We start from the raw sequence: 19,802 nt of genomic DNA, 5'->3' as shown, positions 1-19,802 counted from the left end.
CCTGGACTGTGATGAGCGGGTTTCCTGGCGGCCAAAAAAAACCGCGCTCAACGCGCGGTCAAGTCGAGGGAGGAAACACCCAAGGAGGGTATTTACAGTCAGAAATGACTGTGACGAAACGGTAATATTGCATTGCACAATTGTCAAGCACGCGAAGATTTGCCGTACATGGCAATATTTGCCGGCCGAACAATCTCGGTCGATATCTGATCGTGACGCAATCCGGTTCCGTTTTCCCCCGCATTGCTCTATTGAAACGCGTACCTTCCCCTTTCATGAGATTGCCATGCTTCCCGACCGCGCCTTTTTCGACCAGCTCGCCGATGCCGCCAAGGCGGAGACCCTGCCGCGCTTTCGCGTTGGCGCTGACGTGGTGAACAAGGAGGCAAAGGGGTTCGATCCCGTGACCGAAGGCGACCGCGCGGCGGAAGCTGCTATCCGTGCTTTGATCACTGAGCGCTTTCCCGGCCACGGGATCCTCGGGGAAGAGCACGGTTCGATCGGGCTGGACCGTGAGTACGTCTGGGTCATCGATCCGATCGACGGCACACGGGCCTTCATCTCGGGATTGCCGGTCTGGGGCACGCTCATCGGCCTCTATCGCAATGGCAAGGCGGTGATGGGACTCATCGACCAACCCTTCACTGGGGAGCGTTATTTCGCTGACGGCAACAAGTCGAGCTACAAGGGGCCAGAGGGGAACCGCGTGCTGTCGACACGTCCTTGCGAACATCTGGCCGATGCGATCATGTACACCACCTCGCCGCATCTTTTCATCGGTGAGGACCGGACACGCTATGACGCGGTACAGGATAAAGTACGGTTATTCCGGTACGGCGTCGATTGCTACGCCTACGCGCTCCTTGCCGCTGGCCATGTCGACCTTGTGATCGAATCCGGCCTAAAGGCCTATGACGTCGGCGGGCTTATACCCGTCATCGAGCAGGCGGGCGGTGTCATCACGGCGTGGGACGGCGGCCCGGCCGAAATGGGCGGCAGTATCATCGCGGCCGGTAGCCGTGCCGTCTACGAACAAGCGATCGCAATCCTGCAGGGTTGAACGGGTTTTCAGCCGCTCCCGTTGCGCTGCCTTAGTGTGTGACAACTCGACGGCGGTGCCGGCGATCGCGTAGGCAAGGGCCGGTGCGGTCGCTTGCTAAGCCCAGTAACTTCGCGACCGCGCGTCAGGCGCCGAGAGCAGTATGTTCGGCCTGGCTGCCGGGGATGAAAGCGTCGATCGCGGCCATCGCCTGCGCCCGATAGCGGTCGGCCTCATGGAAGACTTCATGCCGTGCCCCGTCGATCTCTATGAGGCGGCCGGCGCGAAACTTGTGGGCGATCGCATTCAGAACTGAGCGTGGGACGATGGGATCCAGCGTTGGGCACAGCACCAGGGTCGGGATGCGTATCCGTGTCAGGTGTTCCTGGCGCGAGACACGGCCGATCGCACCGAGCGTTTCCTTCAGCCAGCGCGCCGTGGGCGGGCCTATCGCGATCTCCGGATGGGTAGAGCAGATCGCCAGGTTGCGGCTGAAACGGCGCCGGTCGCTAGTCAGGACGTTTCCCTCGAAGGACGTTGTCGGTGCGTCCCCGCGGAAGGTTCGGGCGCCCAGCTGGAAGAAGCTCGCCGCATTGGCGATGGCGGAAATCGAGCGCTGGCTCATCACCTGGCCGGCCAGGGCGAGGAATGGTGCCGCGAGCACCATGCGGTCGATGCGGCTTTCAAGCTGTGGCGCCTGCGATAGCGCTACGAGCGCTCCCATGGAGTGCGCGACGATGAAGAACGGAAGGCGAGTGTCTGGGAGCACGATCTGTTCGAGGAACCGGCTGAGATCGGCTTCGTAGTCCGAGAACCGGGCCACATGCCCGCGTCTGGCGTCACGCAACATGCGGCCGGATCCACCCTGACCACGCCAGTCGAAGGTGGCGACCCACAGGCCACGTGCCGTCAGCTCATTGATGGTCTCGAAATACTTCTCGATCGACTCGTTACGTCCCTGCAGGAGCACAACGGTGCCCTTGGCTTCCGGCATTGCCGAACGGAAGACCGCATAGCGATTCTTCACGCCGCCCTTGCCTTCGAAAAAGCCGGCGAAATGGTTGCCGGGAACGGGATTGTCGGGCGTGGCGTAGAGAATTTCGTCCATATTCGGGAAGGCTCTGCAAGCGTTGGTGCATGAAGCGTAGGTGCTACACGGTGGCGCGTCAAAGAAAAAAGCCGGCCGTGCGGGACGCGGGGGCGCATCGCAGCACGTGCCGGCGAATTTGACCGGAGCAGAAGGGACGTAGCACCCCGGTCACGGAAGATCAGGCTTCCGATGATCCCGCTATAGTTGAGGGCGGCTGAACGGAACCCGAAATGTGCGTTCATCGGCCATTCAAGTGTTGTCAGCCGAATCAACGAAAAAGGGGTCTTGAAGCCGTGCTTTGCGATCCCCATCTCGTCACTGCGGGCGCCGGAAGGGTCCGCTGAAGGGTTCGCACCGCCAGATAGGGGTGCGTGTCCGAAATTAACCGGGTCAGGACCTTTGAAATCGGGTTCTGGCTTCTATGACAGCAATTCGTCGCTCAAAGGAGGACACCATGCGTCACGTCGATTTCTCTCCCCTTTACCGTTCCACCGTCGGCTTTGATCGTCTGTTCACGATGCTCGACAGCCTTGGCCAGCCGGACCAGAGCCCGACCTATCCGCCCTACAACATCGAGCGCACCGGCGAAAATGCCTATCGCATCACCATGGCGGTTGCCGGCTTCGATGAAAGCGAGCTTTCGATTGAGGCACGCGAGCACGTACTGACCATCAAGGGTGAAAAAGCCGACGAGACCGGCGATCAGGCGCAGTTTCTCCACCGCGGCATTGCCAAGCGCGCCTTCGAGCGCCGCTTCCAGCTCGCCGATCATGTGGAGATCCGCGGCGCGCAGCTGAAGAACGGCCTGCTCCACATCGATCTCGTCCGCGAGATTCCGGAGGCAGCCAAGCCGCGCAAGATTGAGATCACCTCGGTCGCGCGTGATGCCAAGCAGATCGAGGCGCAGACCGTCTGACGATCGCCGGCAGTAAGTGAATATCGACGGCGCCCGTAAGGGCGCCGTTTTGCGTTTGTCGCCAAAGCCTGCTCCGATCTTTCATTACGATCAGCGCCAAATTGGTCCGTCATGCCGGGCTTGATCCGGAATCCAGCGCGCTCAAGTCCTTGAGCGCAAAAGACTCTTCAGCACCGCAGACGCGGCGCAGCTGGATCCCGGCTCAATGCCGGGGTGACGGAAGGAGAACGTTCCGCAAGGGCGACCAACGCCTTCTGGCGACGGTTCTCGTTTGCTCAAACACACAGCGACAGGAAGCGTTCCACGTCCTCGGGTCGGGTGGCAAAGCTGGTGACGAGGCGGACCATCGTTTCGTCTTCGGCCATCGTTTCCTTGATGCCAAGCGGCGCGGGCCAGTCGTAGAAGACTGCGCCCTTGTCCCGCAGCGATTGCATCGTGGCATTGCGCAGGATCGCAAAAACCTCGTTCGATCCGGTCGGCCAGGCGAGCCGGGCGGTCTTTGCCTGCGCAATCCCGGCGGCCAGTCCTGCGGCCATCGCGTTGGAATGGCCGGCAAGTTCCAACCACAGGCCGTCGTGGAAATAGGCGTCGAACTGGGCGGCGATGAAGCGCGATTTCGAGAAAAGCTGGGCGGAGCGCTTGCGCAGAAAGTGCATCTCATGCGCGCGGCCGGGATCGAAAAGCACCAGCGCTTCCGCACACCAGCAGCCGTTCTTCGTGCCGCCGAAGGAAAGGATATCGACGCCGCGCTTCCAGGTCATTTCCGCAGGCGTTGCGCCGAGGGTGACGAGCGCATTGGCAAAGCGTGCACCGTCCATATGTAGCGGCAGCTTCTTCCGGTGCGCAACGTCGGCGATCGCGGCAATCTCGTCCAGTTCGTAGACGGTGCCGGCCTCCGTTGCCTGCGTTATGGTGACGGCAACGGGCTGACCGCCATGGACATTTTCCGGTGAGAAGCGGGCGAGCGCCGCAGCCAACGCCTCAGCCGGCATCTTTCCACGCGCGCCATCAATGGGCACGAGCTTCGAGCCGGCGGAAAAGAATTCGGGCGCGTTGCACTCGTCCACGTTCACGTGTGCCTCGGCGTGGCAGAAAACCTGCCCCCCGGGGCGGTTGTAGCTGGCAAGCGCCAGCGAATTGGCAGCCGTGCCGGTGCCGACGAAAAAGACGGCCACGTCGCGTTCGAAGATCTCACTGAAGGTTCGCTCGACCTTTTTGTCGAGCTCGCTGGCGCCATAGGCCTTGGCGTATCCGTCGGCGGCCGCGGAGAGACTGCGTGCGATGTCAGGATGGGCGCCTGCCCAGTTGTCGGAGGCAAAATACATACGAAAATTCTCGTTTCCGGCTCAATTGCGTGGTCGACTCGGACGATAATCCAGCGCGCGCTCCGATCAATCGGCTCTGGCGGCAAATCGATCATTTTGAAATGAAATGAAATTTTAGTTCGAAATCTCGTAATTAAATTTCAAAAGGCCATATTGGTTGGCAATTTTTCGTCTCGGAGTGCTATTATTTTAGCAACATGGCCTTGCGGTCCAAATCCGTTTCTGGCATAGAGCCTACGAAATAGGACAGTCATGCTGTCCTATTTCGGTCAGAGGACCGAAACAACGCCCCACACCTCTCTTTCGGAGGTGTCCGGCTGATGGCGCAAGTAACGCCGTTCACCGAATGAACGGTCGCGCTTTGCACTTTTCAACGGTCGCTGACGCTTGCCTGGTCGGCCGGACCTTCTATTTGCCGCTCGATCCGGTTCATGCAACGATGACGCCCGTGGGGCCGGATGCGAGGACGCTTTCCGGCTGGCGCGCGGGCGGAACCCTGCCCGCAGCTCGGGCCACAGGAGGGATGACGATGGTGGATTTCGCGTCGACGAGTTTTGGTTCGAACCGGGCGCAGACGGTTGCGACGGGCGCCAAAACGACGACGACGCGACGAACCGGTCATCCGATAAAACAGGGCCTCTATGATCCGAAAAACGAGCATGACGCCTGCGGCGTCGGCTTCGTCGCCCACCTGAAGGGCAAGAAGTCGCATCAGATCGTCAAGGACGGTCTGTTCATGCTGGAAAACCTGACGCACCGCGGTGCCGTCGGCGCCGATCCGCTGATGGGCGATGGCGCGGGTATACTGGTGCAGATCCCCGACCGCTTCTTCCGCGAGGAAATGGCCAAGCAAGGTATTACCTTGCCGAAGGCCGGCGAATATGCCGTCGGCCATATCTTCATGCCGCAGGACGAAAAGCTCGTTGAGTACTTCAAGAGCGTCATCAAGGATGTCGTGGCCGAGGAAGGCCAGCACCTGCTCGGCTATCGCGACGTGCCGGTCGACAATTCCTCGCTCTCCAAGGCACCCGACATCGTCGCCACCGAGCCGCGCCATGTGCAGGTCTTCATCGGCGCCGGGCGGAACGCTGCGACGACGCCGGAATTCGAGCGTCGGCTGTTCACCCTGCGCAAGGTGATCTCCAACCGCATCTATGACGAATACAAGGGCGAGGAGAGCGGCTTCTATCCGGTGTCGCTGTCGTCGTCGACGATCGTCTACAAGGGCATGTTCCTGGCCTACCAGGTCGGCGCCTACTACAAGGACCTCGCCGACCCGCGCTTCGAATCCGCCGTTGCCCTCGTGCACCAGCGCTTTTCGACCAATACCTTCCCGTCCTGGAAGCTGGCACACCCCTACCGCATGGTCGCCCACAACGGGGAGATCAACACGCTGCGCGGCAACGTCAACTGGATGGCGGCCCGTCAGGCCTCGGTCTCTTCGCCGCTGTTCGGCGACGACATTTCCAAGCTCTGGCCGATCTCCTATGAAGGCCAGTCGGATACGGCCTGTTTCGACAACGCGCTCGAATTTCTGATCCGCGGCGGTTACTCGATGGCCCATGCAGTCATGATGCTGATCCCGGAAGCATGGGCAGGCAACCAGCTGATGTCGCCCGAGCGCAAGGCATTCTACGAGTATCACGCAGCCCTGATGGAACCGTGGGACGGTCCTGCAGCCGTCGCCTTCACCGACGGCAAGCAGATCGGCGCGACGCTTGACCGCAACGGCCTGCGTCCGGCCCGCTATCTCGTCACCGACGATGACCGTGTCATCCTTGCGTCGGAAGCTGGCACGCTGCCCGTGAACGAAGAAAGCATCGTCAAGAAGTGGCGCCTGCAGCCGGGCAAGATGCTGCTGATCGACATGGAGAAGGGTTGCATCATCTCCGACGAAGAGGTGAAGCACGAGCTTGCCGCCAAGCATCCCTATCGCGAGTGGCTGGATCACACCCAACTGATCCTCGAGGACCTGCGCCCGGTCGAGCCGCGCGCGCTTCGCCGCGACGTCTCTCTGCTCGATCGCCAGCAGGCTTTCGGCTACACGCTGGAGGACACCAGGCTGCTGATGTCGCCGATGGCGACCACCGGCCAGGAAGCGATCGGCTCGATGGGCACGGACACGCCGATCTCAGCCATGTCGGACAAGACGAAGCTGCTCTACACCTATTTCAAGCAGAACTTCGCCCAGGTCACCAACCCGCCGATCGACCCGATCCGCGAGGAACTGGTGATGAGCCTCGTTTCGTTCATCGGCCCGCGCCCGAACATCCTCGATCACCTCGGTGCGGCGCATGCGAAACGCATGGAGGTCCGCCAGCCGATCCTGACCAACGGCGACCTGGAAAAGATCCGCTCGATCGGCCACACCGAGGACCGCTTCGACACCAAAACGCTCGATTTCACCTATGACGTCACGCGTGGCGCGGAAGCGATGCTGGAAATGCTCGATCGCCTCTGCGAACGGGCGGAAGCGGCAGTCAAGGGCGGCTACAACATCATCGTGCTCTCCGACCGCCAGATCGGTCCGGACCGCGTCGCGATCCCGGCGCTGCTGGCGACGGCCGCCGTGCATCACCACCTGATCCGCAAGGGCCTGCGCACCTCGGTCGGCCTCGTCGTCGAAACGGGCGAACCGCGTGAAGTGCACCATTTCTGCCTGCTCGCCGGCTACGGCGCCGAGGCGATCAATCCCTACCTTGCCTTCGACACCCTCACCGACATGCACAAGCGCGGCGAGTTTCCGAAGGAGGTCGATGGAGACGAGATCGTCTATCGCTACATCAAGGCGGTCGGAAAGGGCATCCTGAAGGTCATGTCCAAGATGGGCATCTCGACCTACCAGTCCTATTGCGGCGCGCAGATCTTCGACGCGATCGGCCTTTCCTCGGAGCTGGTCGACAAGTATTTCTTCGGCACGGCAACGACAATCGAGGGCATCGGCCTCGAAGAGATCGCCAAGGAGACGGTCGCCCGCCACAAGGCTGCCTTCGGCCGCGATCCGATCCTGGCCAACACGCTCGATATCGGCGGTGAATATGCCTACCGCATGCGCGGCGAGGATCACGCGTGGACGCCCGACGTCGTCGCCTCGCTCCAGCATGCGGTGCGCGGCAATGCGCAGGACCGCTACAAGGAGTTCTCCCAGCTGGTGAACACCTCGTCGCTGCGCATGAACACGATCCGCGGCCTGTTTTCGGTCAAGGACGCGGCGGCCTGGGGCAAGAAGCCGATTTCCGTCGAGGAAGTCGAACCAGCGTCCGAGATCGTCAAACGCTTCTCCACCGGCGCGATGTCGTTCGGGTCGATCTCCAGAGAGGCGCATACGACGCTCGCCATCGCCATGAACCGGATCGGCGGCAAGTCGAACACCGGCGAGGGCGGCGAGGAAGCCGACCGCTACACGCCGCTGGCCGACGGGTCAGCCAACCCGGAGCGCTCGGCGATCAAGCAGGTCGCCTCGGGCCGCTTCGGCGTCACCACCGAGTACCTGGTCAACGCCGACATGCTGCAGATCAAGGTGGCACAGGGCGCCAAGCCCGGCGAAGGCGGCCAGCTGCCCGGCCACAAGGTCGATGCGACGATCGCCAAGACCCGTCACTCGACGCCGGGCGTCGGCCTGATCTCGCCGCCGCCGCACCATGACATCTACTCGATCGAAGATCTGGCACAGCTGATCTACGACCTGAAGAACGTCAATCCGGAGGCCGACATCTCGGTCAAGCTCGTCTCCGAAGTCGGCGTCGGCACGGTTGCGGCGGGCGTTGCCAAGGCGCGTGCCGACCACATCACTGTCGCCGGCTTCGACGGCGGCACCGGCGCCTCGCCGCTGACCTCGCTGAAGCACGCGGGTTCGCCGTGGGAAATCGGCCTGGCCGAAACGCACCAGACGCTGGTCCTCAACGGCCTGCGCTCGCGCGTGGCACTACAGGTCGACGGCGGCCTGAAGACCGGCCGTGACGTCATCATCGGCGCGCTGCTCGGGGCCGACGAGTTCGGCTTCGCCACAGCACCGCTGATTGCGGCCGGCTGCATCATGATGCGCAAGTGCCACCTGAACACCTGTCCGGTCGGCGTCGCCACCCAGGATCCGGTGCTGCGCAAGCGCTTCAAGGGTGCGCCGGAGCACGTCGTCAACTACTTCTTCTTCGTCGCCGAAGAGGTGCGCGAAATCCTCGCCTCGCTCGGCGTGCGCAAGCTCGACGAGATCATCGGTGCCTCCGAACTGCTCGAAAAGGAGCGACTGATCAGCCACTGGAAGTCGCAGGGCCTCGACTTCAGCCGCATCTTCCACAAGATCGATGCGCCGAAGCAGGCGACCTACTGGACCGAGCGGCAGAACCACCCGATCGAGGACGTTCTCGATCGCACGCTGATCGAAAAGGCCAAACCGGCTCTCTCAGACAAGACGCCTGTCGCATACGAGGTCGACATCAAGAACGTCGACCGCTCGGCCGGCGCGATGCTCTCGGGCGAAGTCGCCAAGCGCTACGGTCACAAGGGCCTGAAGGACGACACGATCACCGTGCGCCTCAACGGCACGGCCGGCCAGTCGTTTGCCGCCTTCCTGGCGCGCGGCATCACCTTCGATCTTGTCGGAGCCGGCAACGACTATGTCGCCAAGGGTCTTTCGGGCGGCCGCGTCGTCGTCCGTCCGCCGGAGAACGCCAAGACCGTGGCGCATGAATCGATCATCGTCGGCAACACCGTGCTCTATGGTGCGATCGCGGGCGAATGCTACTTCAACGGCGTCGCCGGCGAACGCTTCGCCGTGCGCAACTCCGGTGCGGTCGCCGTCGTCGAGGGCGTGGGCGACCACGGCTGCGAGTACATGACCGGCGGCGTCGTCGTCGTCATCGGCCAGACCGGCCGAAACTTCGCGGCCGGCATGTCGGGCGGCGTCGCCTACGTGCTGGACGAGGAAGGCGATTTCGCCCGCCGCTGCAACATGGCCATGGTCGAGCTACAGCCGGTGCCGGAAGAAGACGACATGCTCGAGAAGCTGCATCATCACGGCGGCGACATCATGCACAAGGGCATGGTGGACGTTTCCGGCGACATGACGCGGCACGACGAGGAGCGCCTGTACCAGCTCATTTCCAACCACCTGCACTACACGGGCTCGAAACGCGCGAAAGACATTCTGGACCATTGGGCGGACTACCGTCCGAAGTTCCGCAAGGTCATGCCGGTCGAATACCGGCGCGCGCTCGAGGAGATGGAGCGCATGAATATGGCGGAAGCGGCCGAGTAACCCGGCCCCCGCATGCGTGCCCCTGGTCGCAGCCGATCAGGGGCCATTCCACGCGCCTTGAGGGCGCATGTTGAGACACGCTTAGATCAGGAACTGAAAATGGGTAAGGTTACAGGTTTCATGGAAATCGATCGGCAGGTTGCGAAGTACCAGCCGGCGTCGGATCGCATTCGCCACTTCCGCGAATTCACGATTCCCATGTCGGACCAGGAAGTTCAAAAGCAGGCAGCGCGCTGCATGGACTGCGGCATTCCCTATTGCCACGGTCCGACGGGATGTCCTGTTCATAACCAGATCCCGGACTGGAACGATCTGGTCTACAACGGCAACTGGGAACTGGCGATCCGCAACCTGCATTCGACCAACAACTTCCCGGAGTTCACCGGCCGCGTCTGCCCCGCACCCTGCGAGGAGGCGTGCACGCTGAACCTCGAGGACACGCCGGTCGCCATCAAGACCGTCGAACAGGCGATCGCCGACAAGGCCTATGAGATGGGCTACATCGTGCCGCAGCCGGCAACGGTCCACACCGGCAAGAAGGTCGCCGTCATCGGCTCCGGCCCCGCCGGCATGGCGGCTGCCCAGCAGCTCGCCCGCGCCGGCCATGAGGTCCATTTGTTCGAGCGCGAGTCCAAGCCCGGCGGCCTGCTGCGCTACGGTATCCCGGATTTCAAGATGGAGAAGAACTTCATCGACCGCCGCGTCGAGCAGATGCGCGGCGAGGGCGTCACCTTCCATTGCGGCGTCAATGTCGGCGTCGACAAGACGATGGACGAGCTTTTCGCCACCTTCGATGCCGTGCTCTACTGCGGCGGTTCTGAAACCCCGCGCGACGCGGGTATTCCCGGCGTCGATCTCCTTGGCGTGCATGACGCCATGCCCTATCTCGTCCAGCAGAACCGCCGCATCGGCCGCGAGAACGTCGACAGCGTCGGCTGGCCATCCGATCCGATCCTCGCTGGTGGCAAGCACATCGTGGTCGTCGGCGGCGGCGATACCGCGTCTGACTGTGTGGGCACTGCGTTCCGTCAGGGCGCGGTGAAAGTAACCCAGCTCGATATCCGTCCGCAGCCGCCGGAAAAGGAGGACAAGCTCGCCGTCTGGCCGTTCTGGGCGACGAAGATGCGCACTTCCTCCTCGCAGGCCGAAGGCGCGATCCGCGAGTTCCAGGTCGGCACGCTCGAATTCGTCGGCGAGGACGGCGTTCTGACGGGCGTCAAGTGCTGCCAGGTGGACGAGCGCCGCAAGCCGGTCGCCGGCACCGAGTTCATCATCAAGGCCGACCTCGCCTTCATCGCCATCGGTTTCCGCGGCCCCTTCACCAACAGCGTGGTCAAGGACCTCGGCGAGACGCTGGCGATCAACACCGACAAGCGCGGTTCCTCGAACGTCGTCGCCAACGACCGCGACTACAAGACCTCGGTCGACAAGCTCTGGACTGCCGGCGACATCCGCCGCGGCCAGTCGCTGGTCGTCTGGGCGATCCGCGAAGGCCGCCAGGCCGCACGCGCGATCGATGAGGCGCTAATGGGCTCGACCACGCTGCCGCGCTGAACCGGCTCAGGTCGTCTCTCGTCATCCCGGCGAGCCGGGATCCAGCCGCGCCGCGTCTGCGGCGCAGTTGAGTTTATTCGCTCAAGGACTTGAGCGGGCTGGATGCCGGATCAAGTCCGGCATGACGGATCGGTTTGGTCGTTGTTCGAGGAAAATGAAGGGCTGTAACAGTGCGTTGCGGCCGCGACGCTTAACTTGCAAACGCGATCAGGTTGCCATCGGGATCGCTGACGATGATCGTCTTCGTGCCCCATTCCTCGATCTGCAGTTTCTGGTGAAAATTGGCGCCGGTCGCCTCGTATTCGGCATAGAGCGCGGCAACGTCCTCGACGACGATCGTTGCCGAGAGAGCATCGATTTCTCTTGCCCGAAAGTCGCTGTCGAACGGCAAGCGTTCAACCTGCCGCAGGTTTAACTGAACGCCGTCGCGATAGACCTGTCCGTAGTAGGGCGGATCGCCGTAGAGGAAGGCGACGGTGAAACCAAGCTTCTCGCTATAGTAGTCGCAAGACGCTTCGATATTGGTAACGTAAAGCTGCGGCTCGACGGCGAGAAATGTCGAGCGAGCCTCGGCAGCCGTTGGCTCGGGCCTTGTGTTTTCCATGCTGTTCTATTCCCGATTCGCTGAATTCTGCTGGATGCCGATCGCTGGTCGCAGCTTGTTCATCCGGAAGTCGTCCACGCGCCCTTCCGGTGCCGACGCAAACTCGCCCTTTTCGATCATTCGGTCACGCGGGCTGCGGCCGCTGCCCTTGTCGAGTGCGGAGCCACCGAGGAGGACTGTGCCGCCGTCGAGTGCCGGATCGGTCAGGCTGATCGGCTGGGTTCGGACGATATCGGCAGCGTCGGTCGGGGCGGTGACGACCAGATCCGATACGGCCTCACCACCCTGTCTCTGCCCATCGACCGTCATGGCGTCTCCGAGGATCCGCCGGATTTCCTTCTCGACATAGAAGGCCAACTTTCGCTTGCCGGCCTTCGTCATCGATACGCCGTCGGAACCGCGCAGACGGACCTGCTGGCCGTTGATATCGGAGCCGGTCACGACGAACTTGCCGTCCTCGTCGACGAAGCCGTCCCAGATGTCGACAAAGGTGCCGCCGGTTTTCTCGACAGCGCCGCGAAAAATCGTGTTGAAGGCCGACATATCGGCCGTCATCGAAGCAGTCTGGAAGGCGGGCATGCCGACCCATAAGAGCGGCACGTTCCTTGCCCTCACATACGAGGAGAGATTGGCGACGCGCTGCTCGTATTCCTTCGTCCAGGCTTCACTTCGGAATTTTTCCTTCGGCCCGCCGATCGCCATCATCTGCCGGTCGTTGGCGCCGAGGCTCACCACCACGGCCGCCGGTTTGATTTCATCGATCAGGGCCGGAAGCTCGGTTTGCCAGTTGTAGTAGTCCTGTCGCACGAGGCCGGAAGAGCCGTTCGTGCGTGCCTCGATCATAACGCCAGGGATCTCCGTGAATGCCTCCGCCAGGCCGTCGCCGATGCCACTGGCGACAAAATCGCCGACAACTAGCACCTTGCGCGCGTCCGGAAGCTTCGCCACCACGACCGGCTCGGGAACGGCAATGGCCGCCGGCACCTTCTTCTTGGTTTTCGGTTTCTCGGGCCTTGCCTGCAAACGGCGCGGTTGCTGGCGTTGCTGGTAGGTCTGTGGTCGCTGCTGCGCCCGGCGTCCGAATCCGAAGCCGCCGAAGAGAAGGTCAAGGACGGTGCGGCGCTGGACGCGCTCCTGCGCTATGGCATCCGAATAGATCGCCGCTGGCGGCACGGCGACCGCCAGACAGGTCAATAACAGTGCCACTCGGCGAAATCGTCCCATGCGCAGTCAGGATCCTGTTTGGTCGGAATGATGCTCCGACGCCGTCATGGCATGATGATGGCAAATTGATCGCGTTCGGGAAAGCCCGCGATACGATTCGGGCGCCGCAGGGCGCCCGAATGTGCGGCTGGCGATGCCCGCAAGAATTACTTTCGCAGCGCGTTGAGCAGCGATGTGCTCGGTTGGCCGTCTGTCGTCAGGCCGAGACGGCTCTGGACCGCTTGAATGGCTGCCTTGGAACCGGATCCGAGATTGCCGTCTACCTCGCCCTCATAGTAGCCGAGTTCCTTTAGTCGCGACTGCAACTCGAATTTCTCGGCGATGTCGAGCGTGCCTTCAGGCCGCGGCCAGCGCTGTTTCACGCCGCCATAGCCGGCGATCTGGTCGGCAAGCATTCCGACGCCCATCGCATAGGAATTGGAGGCGTTGTAGCGCTTGATGACGAAGAAGTTGCGCGTCATCAGGAAGGCTGGCCCGTTGGCGCCGCCCGGCATCAGCAGTTCCGCACGGTCGCCGCCGTTCTTGAATCCTTTGCTGCCAGGGCGGAGGAAGCCGAGCTTCTGCCACTGCGCGAGCGTTTTCGTCTGGCCTTCATAGGCGCTGCCGCCATTCGGCGTGACGACTTCATAGCCCCAGGTCTTGCCCGGCTGCCAGCCGTTCTTGTGCAGGAGGTTTGCTGCCGTTGCCAGTGCGTCCGGCACCGAATTCCAGATGTCGCGGTGGCCGTTTCCGTCCGCGTCGACCGCATAGAGGAGGTAGCTCGACGGGATAAATTGGGTGTGCCCCATGGCTCCGGCCCAGGACCCGGTCATCTCCGACGCCGGGATATCGCCGTTCTGGAGGATCTTCAAGGCTGCGATGAGCTGGGTGCGCGCAAATTTGGCACGCTTCTGATCGGCATAGGCAAGGGTTGCAAGGGCGCGCGGCACGTAGTGCAGCTTTTCGTCCTTGGCGAGGACGGCGCCGTAGTTCGTTTCCATCGACCAGATGGCGAGCAGGATGTTGCGATCGACGCCGTAATGTTTTTCCAGCACAGCAAGCGTGCGCGCGTGCTTCTTCCCCATTTCCTGGCCGATTCTGACCGTGTATGGGTTCACACGAGAATCGAGGTAGTCCCAGATCTTGTGCTTGAATTCCGGCTGGTAGGCCGCCTTCTCCAGCACCTCCGGGTCCGGTGTCTTGACCCCGGAGAACGCTTTCTTGTAGGTCGCCTTGGTTATGCCGCTCTTTGCCGCTGTAGCGTAGAAATTGGCGATCCATTTCTGGAAGCCTGCGTCGGCCCATGCGGCGGTCGGCGAAGCGAGGAGAGTTGCGGAGACGAACATGGCGAGAGCGGGGCGGAGTAGCCTTGACTTGCTAAGCTTGTACATCGGTCGTTGGTTCCGTCTTTCGAACTATCGATCGGGCGGAGCATTAAGCTTCCGGTGGAAAGCTCAGCCTACAGACATGAAGTCAACAAATTCTTTACCATGGAATTCCACCTACGTCTCTCTTTGCAAATTGATAGCAAATTGAAACTAATGCGGGAAACGCGCCTCCGATGAACGGAGGCCACTCAAGAGGTTTATGATGGCTGAAAAACGCAAGGTTCGCAAAGCAGTGTTCCCGGTCGCGGGGCTCGGGACACGATTTTTGCCTGCTACAAAGGCCGTGCCGAAGGAAATGCTGACCGTCGTCGACAAGCCGGTGATCCAGTATGTGGTCGATGAGGCGCTGGAAGCGGGGATCGAGCACCTGATCTTCGTCACCGGGCGCAGCAAGGCTGTCATCGAGGATTATTTCGATATCCAGGTCGAACTGGAGCAGACGCTGCGCCAGCGCAACAAGGCAGCTGAACTCACGCTTTTGGAGAGCATTCTGCCGGTCGCAGGTTCCACCAGCTTTACCCGCCAGCAAGAACCGCTGGGCCTCGGTCATGCTGTCTGGTGTGCGCGCGATCTCGTCGGCAACGAGCCGTTCGCGCTGCTGCTGCCCGACATGATCATGAAGGCGCCGAAAGGCTGCCTTGCAGGGATGGTCGAACTCTACGAGCACGATGGCGGCAATGTGATCGCCGTCGAAGAATGCGCGCCGGACCAGGCGCACAAATACGGCATCGTCGGCATCGGCGGCGAGGTCGGCAATGGTCATCGAATCACGCAAATGGTCGAAAAGCCGGCGCCGGGTACCGCTCCGTCGAACTTCTTCATCAACGGCCGCTATATTCTCCAGCCGGAGATCTTTTCAATCCTCGCAACGCAGGAGCGCGGTGCCGGGAACGAGATCCAGCTGACGGATGCGATGGTGAAGCTGCTGAAGGAACAGCCGTTCGCCGCCTACCGCTTCCGCGGCGAGACATATGACTGCGGCGCCAAGGACGGGTTCATCCTCGCCAATGTCGCCTTCGCCCTTGCGCGCGCCGACATCCGGCCTGCAGTTGAAGAGCCGTTGCTGGCATTGCTCAAGAGTCTCAGGTAATCCGACCCGCGGCCCCCAAAGTCACAGATTGGCTTTGGGGCTGCGCCTTGCTGTCTGGCATCTGATTGGCGGCAGTCTTCGGTCCGACGTCAGCGGCGCAGTACCAAGCCAAGGCCGGCGCGCGTGACACCAGTATCCGCGCCGGTTTCCGGTTTCGTCAGTTCGTACGAGACATCACCGCTCAGCGCCAGGTAGCGGTTCAGGCCCCAAGTCAGCCCCGTGCCTATGATATAGACGTTCTGGTTCGATGCGGAGGACGTCGGGAAATCGCGCCACTCATAAGAACTAATCAGTCGCGCGACGAGATTGTTGCGCATCTCATGCGTGATATCTGCACTCGCAAGGTAGGAGACGTATCCGCTTTCACCCGGCGTGGTGGATGGTTCGATTGAGGTTCGCAGGCCGAGATTGACGTTCGTGCCGCGTTGCGGAGACCAGTCGACTGATCCATCGACGCTGAAGGCATTGATGGTCTTCAGTCTCTCATCGTCATAGGTCTCGCGGTCATAGCCAATGGCGAACTCGCCGCGCAGCTTTTCGCCAAGGTCGAGTTCAACGCCTGTGCGGGCGGCGTAAACGTCGCCGGAACGCGCGAAGCCTGCTGAATCTCGCGCGTCGTCATAGTGAACACGACCGGCGGACGCCTCGATGAAGGGGATGAGCGCCGGCGAGATCTCGTAGCCGATCCGGCCGGTCAGGACACCTTCGTTGTTGTTGCGGTCGCTCTGCGACAGCTCCGAGCCATCGGAAAGCTCGACAGCGCCATAGGTCGTGCGGTCGATCGTTGCCCCGAGCGTACCGCGGATCAACCCGAAATCGCGCTGGATGCGGGCGCCGCCTCCGAAGTTCTGCACGGCCGATTGGCGATCGGCATCCATGATTGCGTTCGGATCTGCTGCGTCCTCCCGCTCGAGACTGTATCCGGCAATCAGATTGACAGTGGTGTCGGCAGAAAGATCGAGCCTCAGGTCGGCGTCGATGAGGGCTTCCGGCTCCGTGTTGTTGCTGTCGGTGAAATTCTTTTCGAATGTTCCTGCGCCGTTGATCGTCAACTGGTGCAGCGACCAGTCAGAGACCACGGTGCCACGCAACGTCGTCGTCGAAAAAGAGCGGGTCTGAACGTCGTCGCCGGTCTTCGTGCGTTCGTAACCGACCCCTTGCGCAATCGAGGGCCTCAGAATGAACGTGCCCAGGCGGACACCGGGCGGTTCATCCGTCCACGGGGCGGCCGCTGTCCGAAGTCCGTCGATCGAGGGATTAGGCAAATTCTGCCGGCCAAGATCCGGCGTGGCCAATCCGGAATTGTCCGTCTCTAGCGAATTGACAGGCGCGGCTGGTATGGTCCGGCCGATCGCGGCGGGCGCATCGTCCGGAATTGGCTGTGGTGCAGCGCTGGCCTTGTTGTTACCGAACGGATTTCGTAGCTCATCCGCCGCTGCCGAATCCGCCTCCGGAGCGGGCGTCTGTGCCTCCTGCGCAAGCACAGGCCAGCCGGCCAACATCGTGCTGGCTAGCAGTAAGCCTGCCACGAGGCGCGGCAGCGGGGCTGGACGCGCCCGTTTGGATTTGCTGTGCGGCTGTGGCATGACTTTCGCAGCATTCGTCGAATTCCTAACTGAACGTAAAGTCTCGTGGTTAACGTTTGGTTTCCGGCGCGGCAGCTAATTTACCGGGGCGGTTGTGACGGTGCATGGACATGGAAAAATAAAAGCGCTAACGAGACGCGATGAACAGAAAGCTAGCACTCGTTGAAAGCAGCGGCGCAATCGCGTCTGCAATTCGCACCGTTGAAACCGAACGCGCCGGCCTGGATGCCTTGTCGCGTGCGCTTTCCGGCCCATTGCACGACCCGTTTTGCGATGCCGTGCGTCTGGTCGGCGGCATTAAGGGGCGCGTGATCGTCACAGGCATTGGCAAGTCCGGACACATCGGTTCCAAGCTTGCAGCTTCCTTTGCGTCCACCGGAACGCCGGCCTTCTTCGTCCATCCTGTCGAAGCCAATCATGGCGATCTCGGCATGATCTCCTCGGACGACGTGGTTCTCGCCATGTCCTGGAGCGGTGAAAGTTCGGAATTGCAGGGGATCGTCTCCTACACCCGCCGTTTCTCGATCCCGCTTGTTTCGATTACGTCCGGCGAGCGATCCGCGCTGGCGCGCGAATCCGATATTGTCCTTTTGCTCCCCAAGGAGCAGGAAGCCTGCCCGCACGGGCTCGCTCCCACCACCTCGACGCTGATGCAACTCGCGATCGGCGATGCGCTTGCGGTGGCACTCCTGGAAGCGCGCGGCTTCACCGCCACCGACTTCAAAACCTTCCATCCGGGCGGCAAGCTGGGAGCCAGCCTCACCCATGTCGGCGACATCATGCACAGCGGCGAGAACATGCCGCTCGTACCGCTCGGCACATCCATGCCGGCTGCCGTGCTTTTGCTTTCGCAGAAGCACTACGGTTGCGTGGGCGTTGTCAACGATGACGGCAAGCTTGTCGGTATCGTTACCGACGGCGACATCGCCCGTAACCTGTCGCGCAATCTCGCCGAGCTGAACGTGGACGAGGTCATGACGCGCACGCCCAAGACGGTGCGCCCGACGACGCTGGCGACCGCTGCGCTTGGTCTATTGAATCAGCACAATATCTCGGCGCTGATCGTCACGGATGAGACGTCTGAGCCGGTAGGCATCGTCCACTTCCACGACTTGCTTCGTATCGGGGTGGCCTGAGCACGACGTATTCGGCGCTTCGACGTTGCTTCCTGATCCCGCCCGGCACGGGCCGCGGCGCGACTTTTTTGCCTATACCGGCTCGACGGTCAGGTCCCTTCCCGAACTCGCCACCACCCGCACGCGCGTCCCGATCGGGAGGTCCGGCCCCTGGACACTCCACATCGTATCGTCGAGGCGAATGCGTCCGCGCCCCTCCGAGATCGGCTGTTCGAGCGTGGCGGTGCGCCCGACGAGGCCCTGGGCGCGCTGATTGAGGAAAGGCTCATCGGTTCGTTGCGCATTCGAGAGCACGAGGCGCCGGCCGACGAGAACGGCCGCGACCGACAGTGCGGCAAAGACAAGCCACTGCACCTGCCAGGTCCACCAGCTGGCCTCCCACAACAGAAGTGAGAGCGCGCCGGTGATGACGGCTGCAACACCGATCCAGACGAGAAATACGCCAGGCATCAGCACTTCGAGGATCAGGAGCACGATGCCGAGCACCCACCAGGCCCAGGGTCCCAGTTCTGCTGCGATGCGGGCGATCATGGCTCAGCTTTCCCGCTGTGTCGTGTCGAACGGGTTGCGGGCGGTGCCGCCTGCAGCCGGCGTCGACTGGCGCGCTCGGGCCGGCGCCGGCGTCGGGCCATCGCCGAATACTTCCCGGGCGATCGCGCCGATGCCGCCGAGCGAGCCGATCAGTGAGGACGCCTCCATCGGCATCAGCACGACCTTTGAATTTGGAGCCGTACCGACACTCGCCAACGCTTCGGTATATTTCTGCGCGACGAAGTAGTTGACCGCCTGCACGTTTCCAGCGGCGATCGCCTCGGACACCATTTTCGTTGCCTTGGCCTCTGCCTCGGCAAGGCGTTCGCGCGCCTCGGCCTCGCGGAAGGCAGCCTCGCGCTGCCCCTCTGCCTGCAGGATCGCCGATTGCTTGGCGCCCTCGGCGCGGAGAATCTGGGCGTTGCGGGAGCCCTCGGCCTCCAGTACTTGCGCGCGCTTTTCGCGCTCCGCCTTCATCTGCCGCGCCATGGCGTCGACCAGGTCCTTGGGCGGGGCGATGTCCTTGATCTCCACGCGCGTAATCTTCACGCCCCACGGGCTTGCGGCTTCATCGACGACGTGCAGGAGCCTCTCGTTGATCTTGTCGCGATTGGATAGCAACTCGTCGAGGTCCATCGAGCCCATGACGGAGCGGATGTTGGTCATCGTCAGGTTCATGATCGCGTGTTCAAGCTGGGCGACCTGATAGGCTGCCTGGGCGGCGTTGAGCACCTGGTAGAAGGCGACGGCATCGGAGGCGACGCTGGCATTGTCGCGCGTGATCACCTCCTGCGTCGGCACTTCGAGCACCTGTTCCATCACATTCATTTTTGCGCCGATCTTGTCGAAGAACGGAATAATGAAATTGAGACCCGGCTCCAGCGTTCCGGTGTAGCGGCCGAAGCGCTCCACCGTGTAGCGATAGCCCTGCGGCACCGTCTTGATCCCGGCAAATATCAGCCAGATGACCAGGATCACCAGTGCGATTACGGCAACGTCCAACCCATCCAACGGCATGCAGCCCTCCACTCGCGGAAAATCCCGCCGAAGCGATTCTCCAGTCAGATCATCCGCAGATTCAATGTT

Annotated in this window: 14 protein-coding genes; 6 read left to right on the top strand and 8 right to left on the bottom strand. The window is 62.0% G+C overall.

The features are described from left to right. Nucleotides 1-286 precede the first annotated feature (286 nt). On the top strand, nt 287-1,060 hold the full coding sequence (gene hisN / locus IB238_RS12875; RefSeq protein WP_192246781.1) for a histidinol-phosphatase: 774 nt from the start codon (nt 287-289) through the stop codon (nt 1,058-1,060). A gap of 124 nt (nt 1,061-1,184) precedes the next feature. Here the strand turns inward: hisN and IB238_RS12870 are convergent, their stop codons facing one another. Beyond that, nucleotides 1,185-2,147: an alpha/beta hydrolase gene (locus IB238_RS12870; protein ID WP_192246779.1), complete on the bottom strand. Its 963-nt coding sequence runs from the start codon at nt 2,145-2,147 to the stop codon at nt 1,185-1,187. Nucleotides 2,148-2,583: 436 nt separating this feature from the next. Between IB238_RS12870 and IB238_RS12865 the strand changes: the two genes are divergently transcribed. Continuing rightward, nucleotides 2,584-3,045, top strand: a complete 462-nt coding sequence (locus tag IB238_RS12865; protein ID WP_192246777.1) for an Hsp20 family protein — start codon at nt 2,584-2,586, stop codon at nt 3,043-3,045. A gap of 275 nt (nt 3,046-3,320) precedes the next feature. Here IB238_RS12865 and IB238_RS12860 read toward each other — a convergent pair whose 3' ends face one another. Next, nucleotides 3,321-4,370 (bottom strand): low specificity L-threonine aldolase, encoded by a 1,050-nt coding sequence (locus IB238_RS12860; RefSeq protein WP_192246775.1) that lies wholly within the window; start codon nt 4,368-4,370, stop codon nt 3,321-3,323. A gap of 529 nt (nt 4,371-4,899) precedes the next feature. On the opposite strand from IB238_RS12860, the gene gltB reads away from it, so the two are divergent. Together gltB and IB238_RS12850 are read left to right on the top strand one after the other, a co-directional pair. Continuing rightward, entirely contained in the window at nt 4,900-9,624 is a 4,725-nt protein-coding gene (gltB, locus tag IB238_RS12855; protein WP_192246773.1) for a glutamate synthase large subunit, read from the top strand. Nucleotides 9,625-9,723: 99 nt separating this feature from the next. Beyond that, complete coding sequence (locus tag IB238_RS12850) at nt 9,724-11,178, top strand: glutamate synthase subunit beta (protein ID WP_192246771.1); 1,455 nt, start codon at nt 9,724-9,726, stop codon at nt 11,176-11,178. 190 nt (nt 11,179-11,368) lie between these two features. Here IB238_RS12850 and IB238_RS12845 read toward each other — a convergent pair whose 3' ends face one another. From IB238_RS12845 to IB238_RS12835, 3 genes are all read right to left on the bottom strand, one after another. Further along, nucleotides 11,369-11,782, bottom strand: coding sequence for a VOC family protein (locus IB238_RS12845; protein WP_192246768.1), 414 nt, complete (start codon nt 11,780-11,782; stop codon nt 11,369-11,371). 6 nt (nt 11,783-11,788) lie between these two features. After that, nucleotides 11,789-13,006, bottom strand: a complete 1,218-nt coding sequence (locus IB238_RS12840; RefSeq protein WP_192246766.1) for a DUF459 domain-containing protein — start codon at nt 13,004-13,006, stop codon at nt 11,789-11,791. A 146-nt stretch (nt 13,007-13,152) separates the two neighbouring features. Next, entirely contained in the window at nt 13,153-14,376 is a 1,224-nt protein-coding gene (locus tag IB238_RS12835; protein WP_192246764.1) for a lytic murein transglycosylase, read from the bottom strand. A 199-nt stretch (nt 14,377-14,575) separates the two neighbouring features. Here IB238_RS12835 and galU point away from each other — a divergent pair, with 199 nt between their 5' ends. Beyond that, nucleotides 14,576-15,463 (top strand): UTP--glucose-1-phosphate uridylyltransferase GalU, encoded by an 888-nt coding sequence (galU, locus tag IB238_RS12830; RefSeq protein WP_192246762.1) that lies wholly within the window; start codon nt 14,576-14,578, stop codon nt 15,461-15,463. An 89-nt stretch (nt 15,464-15,552) separates the two neighbouring features. On the opposite strand, the gene IB238_RS12825 is transcribed toward galU, so the two are convergent. Then, nucleotides 15,553-17,049 (bottom strand): outer membrane beta-barrel protein, encoded by a 1,497-nt coding sequence (locus IB238_RS12825; RefSeq protein ID WP_192246760.1) that lies wholly within the window; start codon nt 17,047-17,049, stop codon nt 15,553-15,555. Between the two features lie 140 nt (nt 17,050-17,189). Here IB238_RS12825 and IB238_RS12820 point away from each other — a divergent pair, with 140 nt between their 5' ends. Then, a complete protein-coding gene (locus tag IB238_RS12820) occupies nt 17,190-18,185 on the top strand; it encodes a KpsF/GutQ family sugar-phosphate isomerase (RefSeq protein WP_192246758.1) in 996 nt (331 codons plus the stop codon). 72 nt (nt 18,186-18,257) lie between these two features. Here IB238_RS12820 and IB238_RS12815 read toward each other — a convergent pair whose 3' ends face one another. Together IB238_RS12815 and IB238_RS12810 are read right to left on the bottom strand one after the other, a co-directional pair. Next, nucleotides 18,258-18,716 (bottom strand): NfeD family protein, encoded by a 459-nt coding sequence (locus tag IB238_RS12815; protein ID WP_192246756.1) that lies wholly within the window; start codon nt 18,714-18,716, stop codon nt 18,258-18,260. Nucleotides 18,717-18,719: 3 nt separating this feature from the next. After that, nucleotides 18,720-19,727, bottom strand: a complete 1,008-nt coding sequence (locus IB238_RS12810) for an SPFH domain-containing protein (RefSeq protein ID WP_192247767.1) — start codon at nt 19,725-19,727, stop codon at nt 18,720-18,722. Between the last annotated feature and the right edge of the window lie 75 nt (nt 19,728-19,802).

Source organism: Rhizobium sp. ARZ01, assembly GCF_014851675.1.
Lineage (GTDB): Bacteria > Pseudomonadota > Alphaproteobacteria > Rhizobiales > Rhizobiaceae > Mycoplana.
This window is presented reverse-complemented; position numbering and strand designations above follow the sequence as displayed.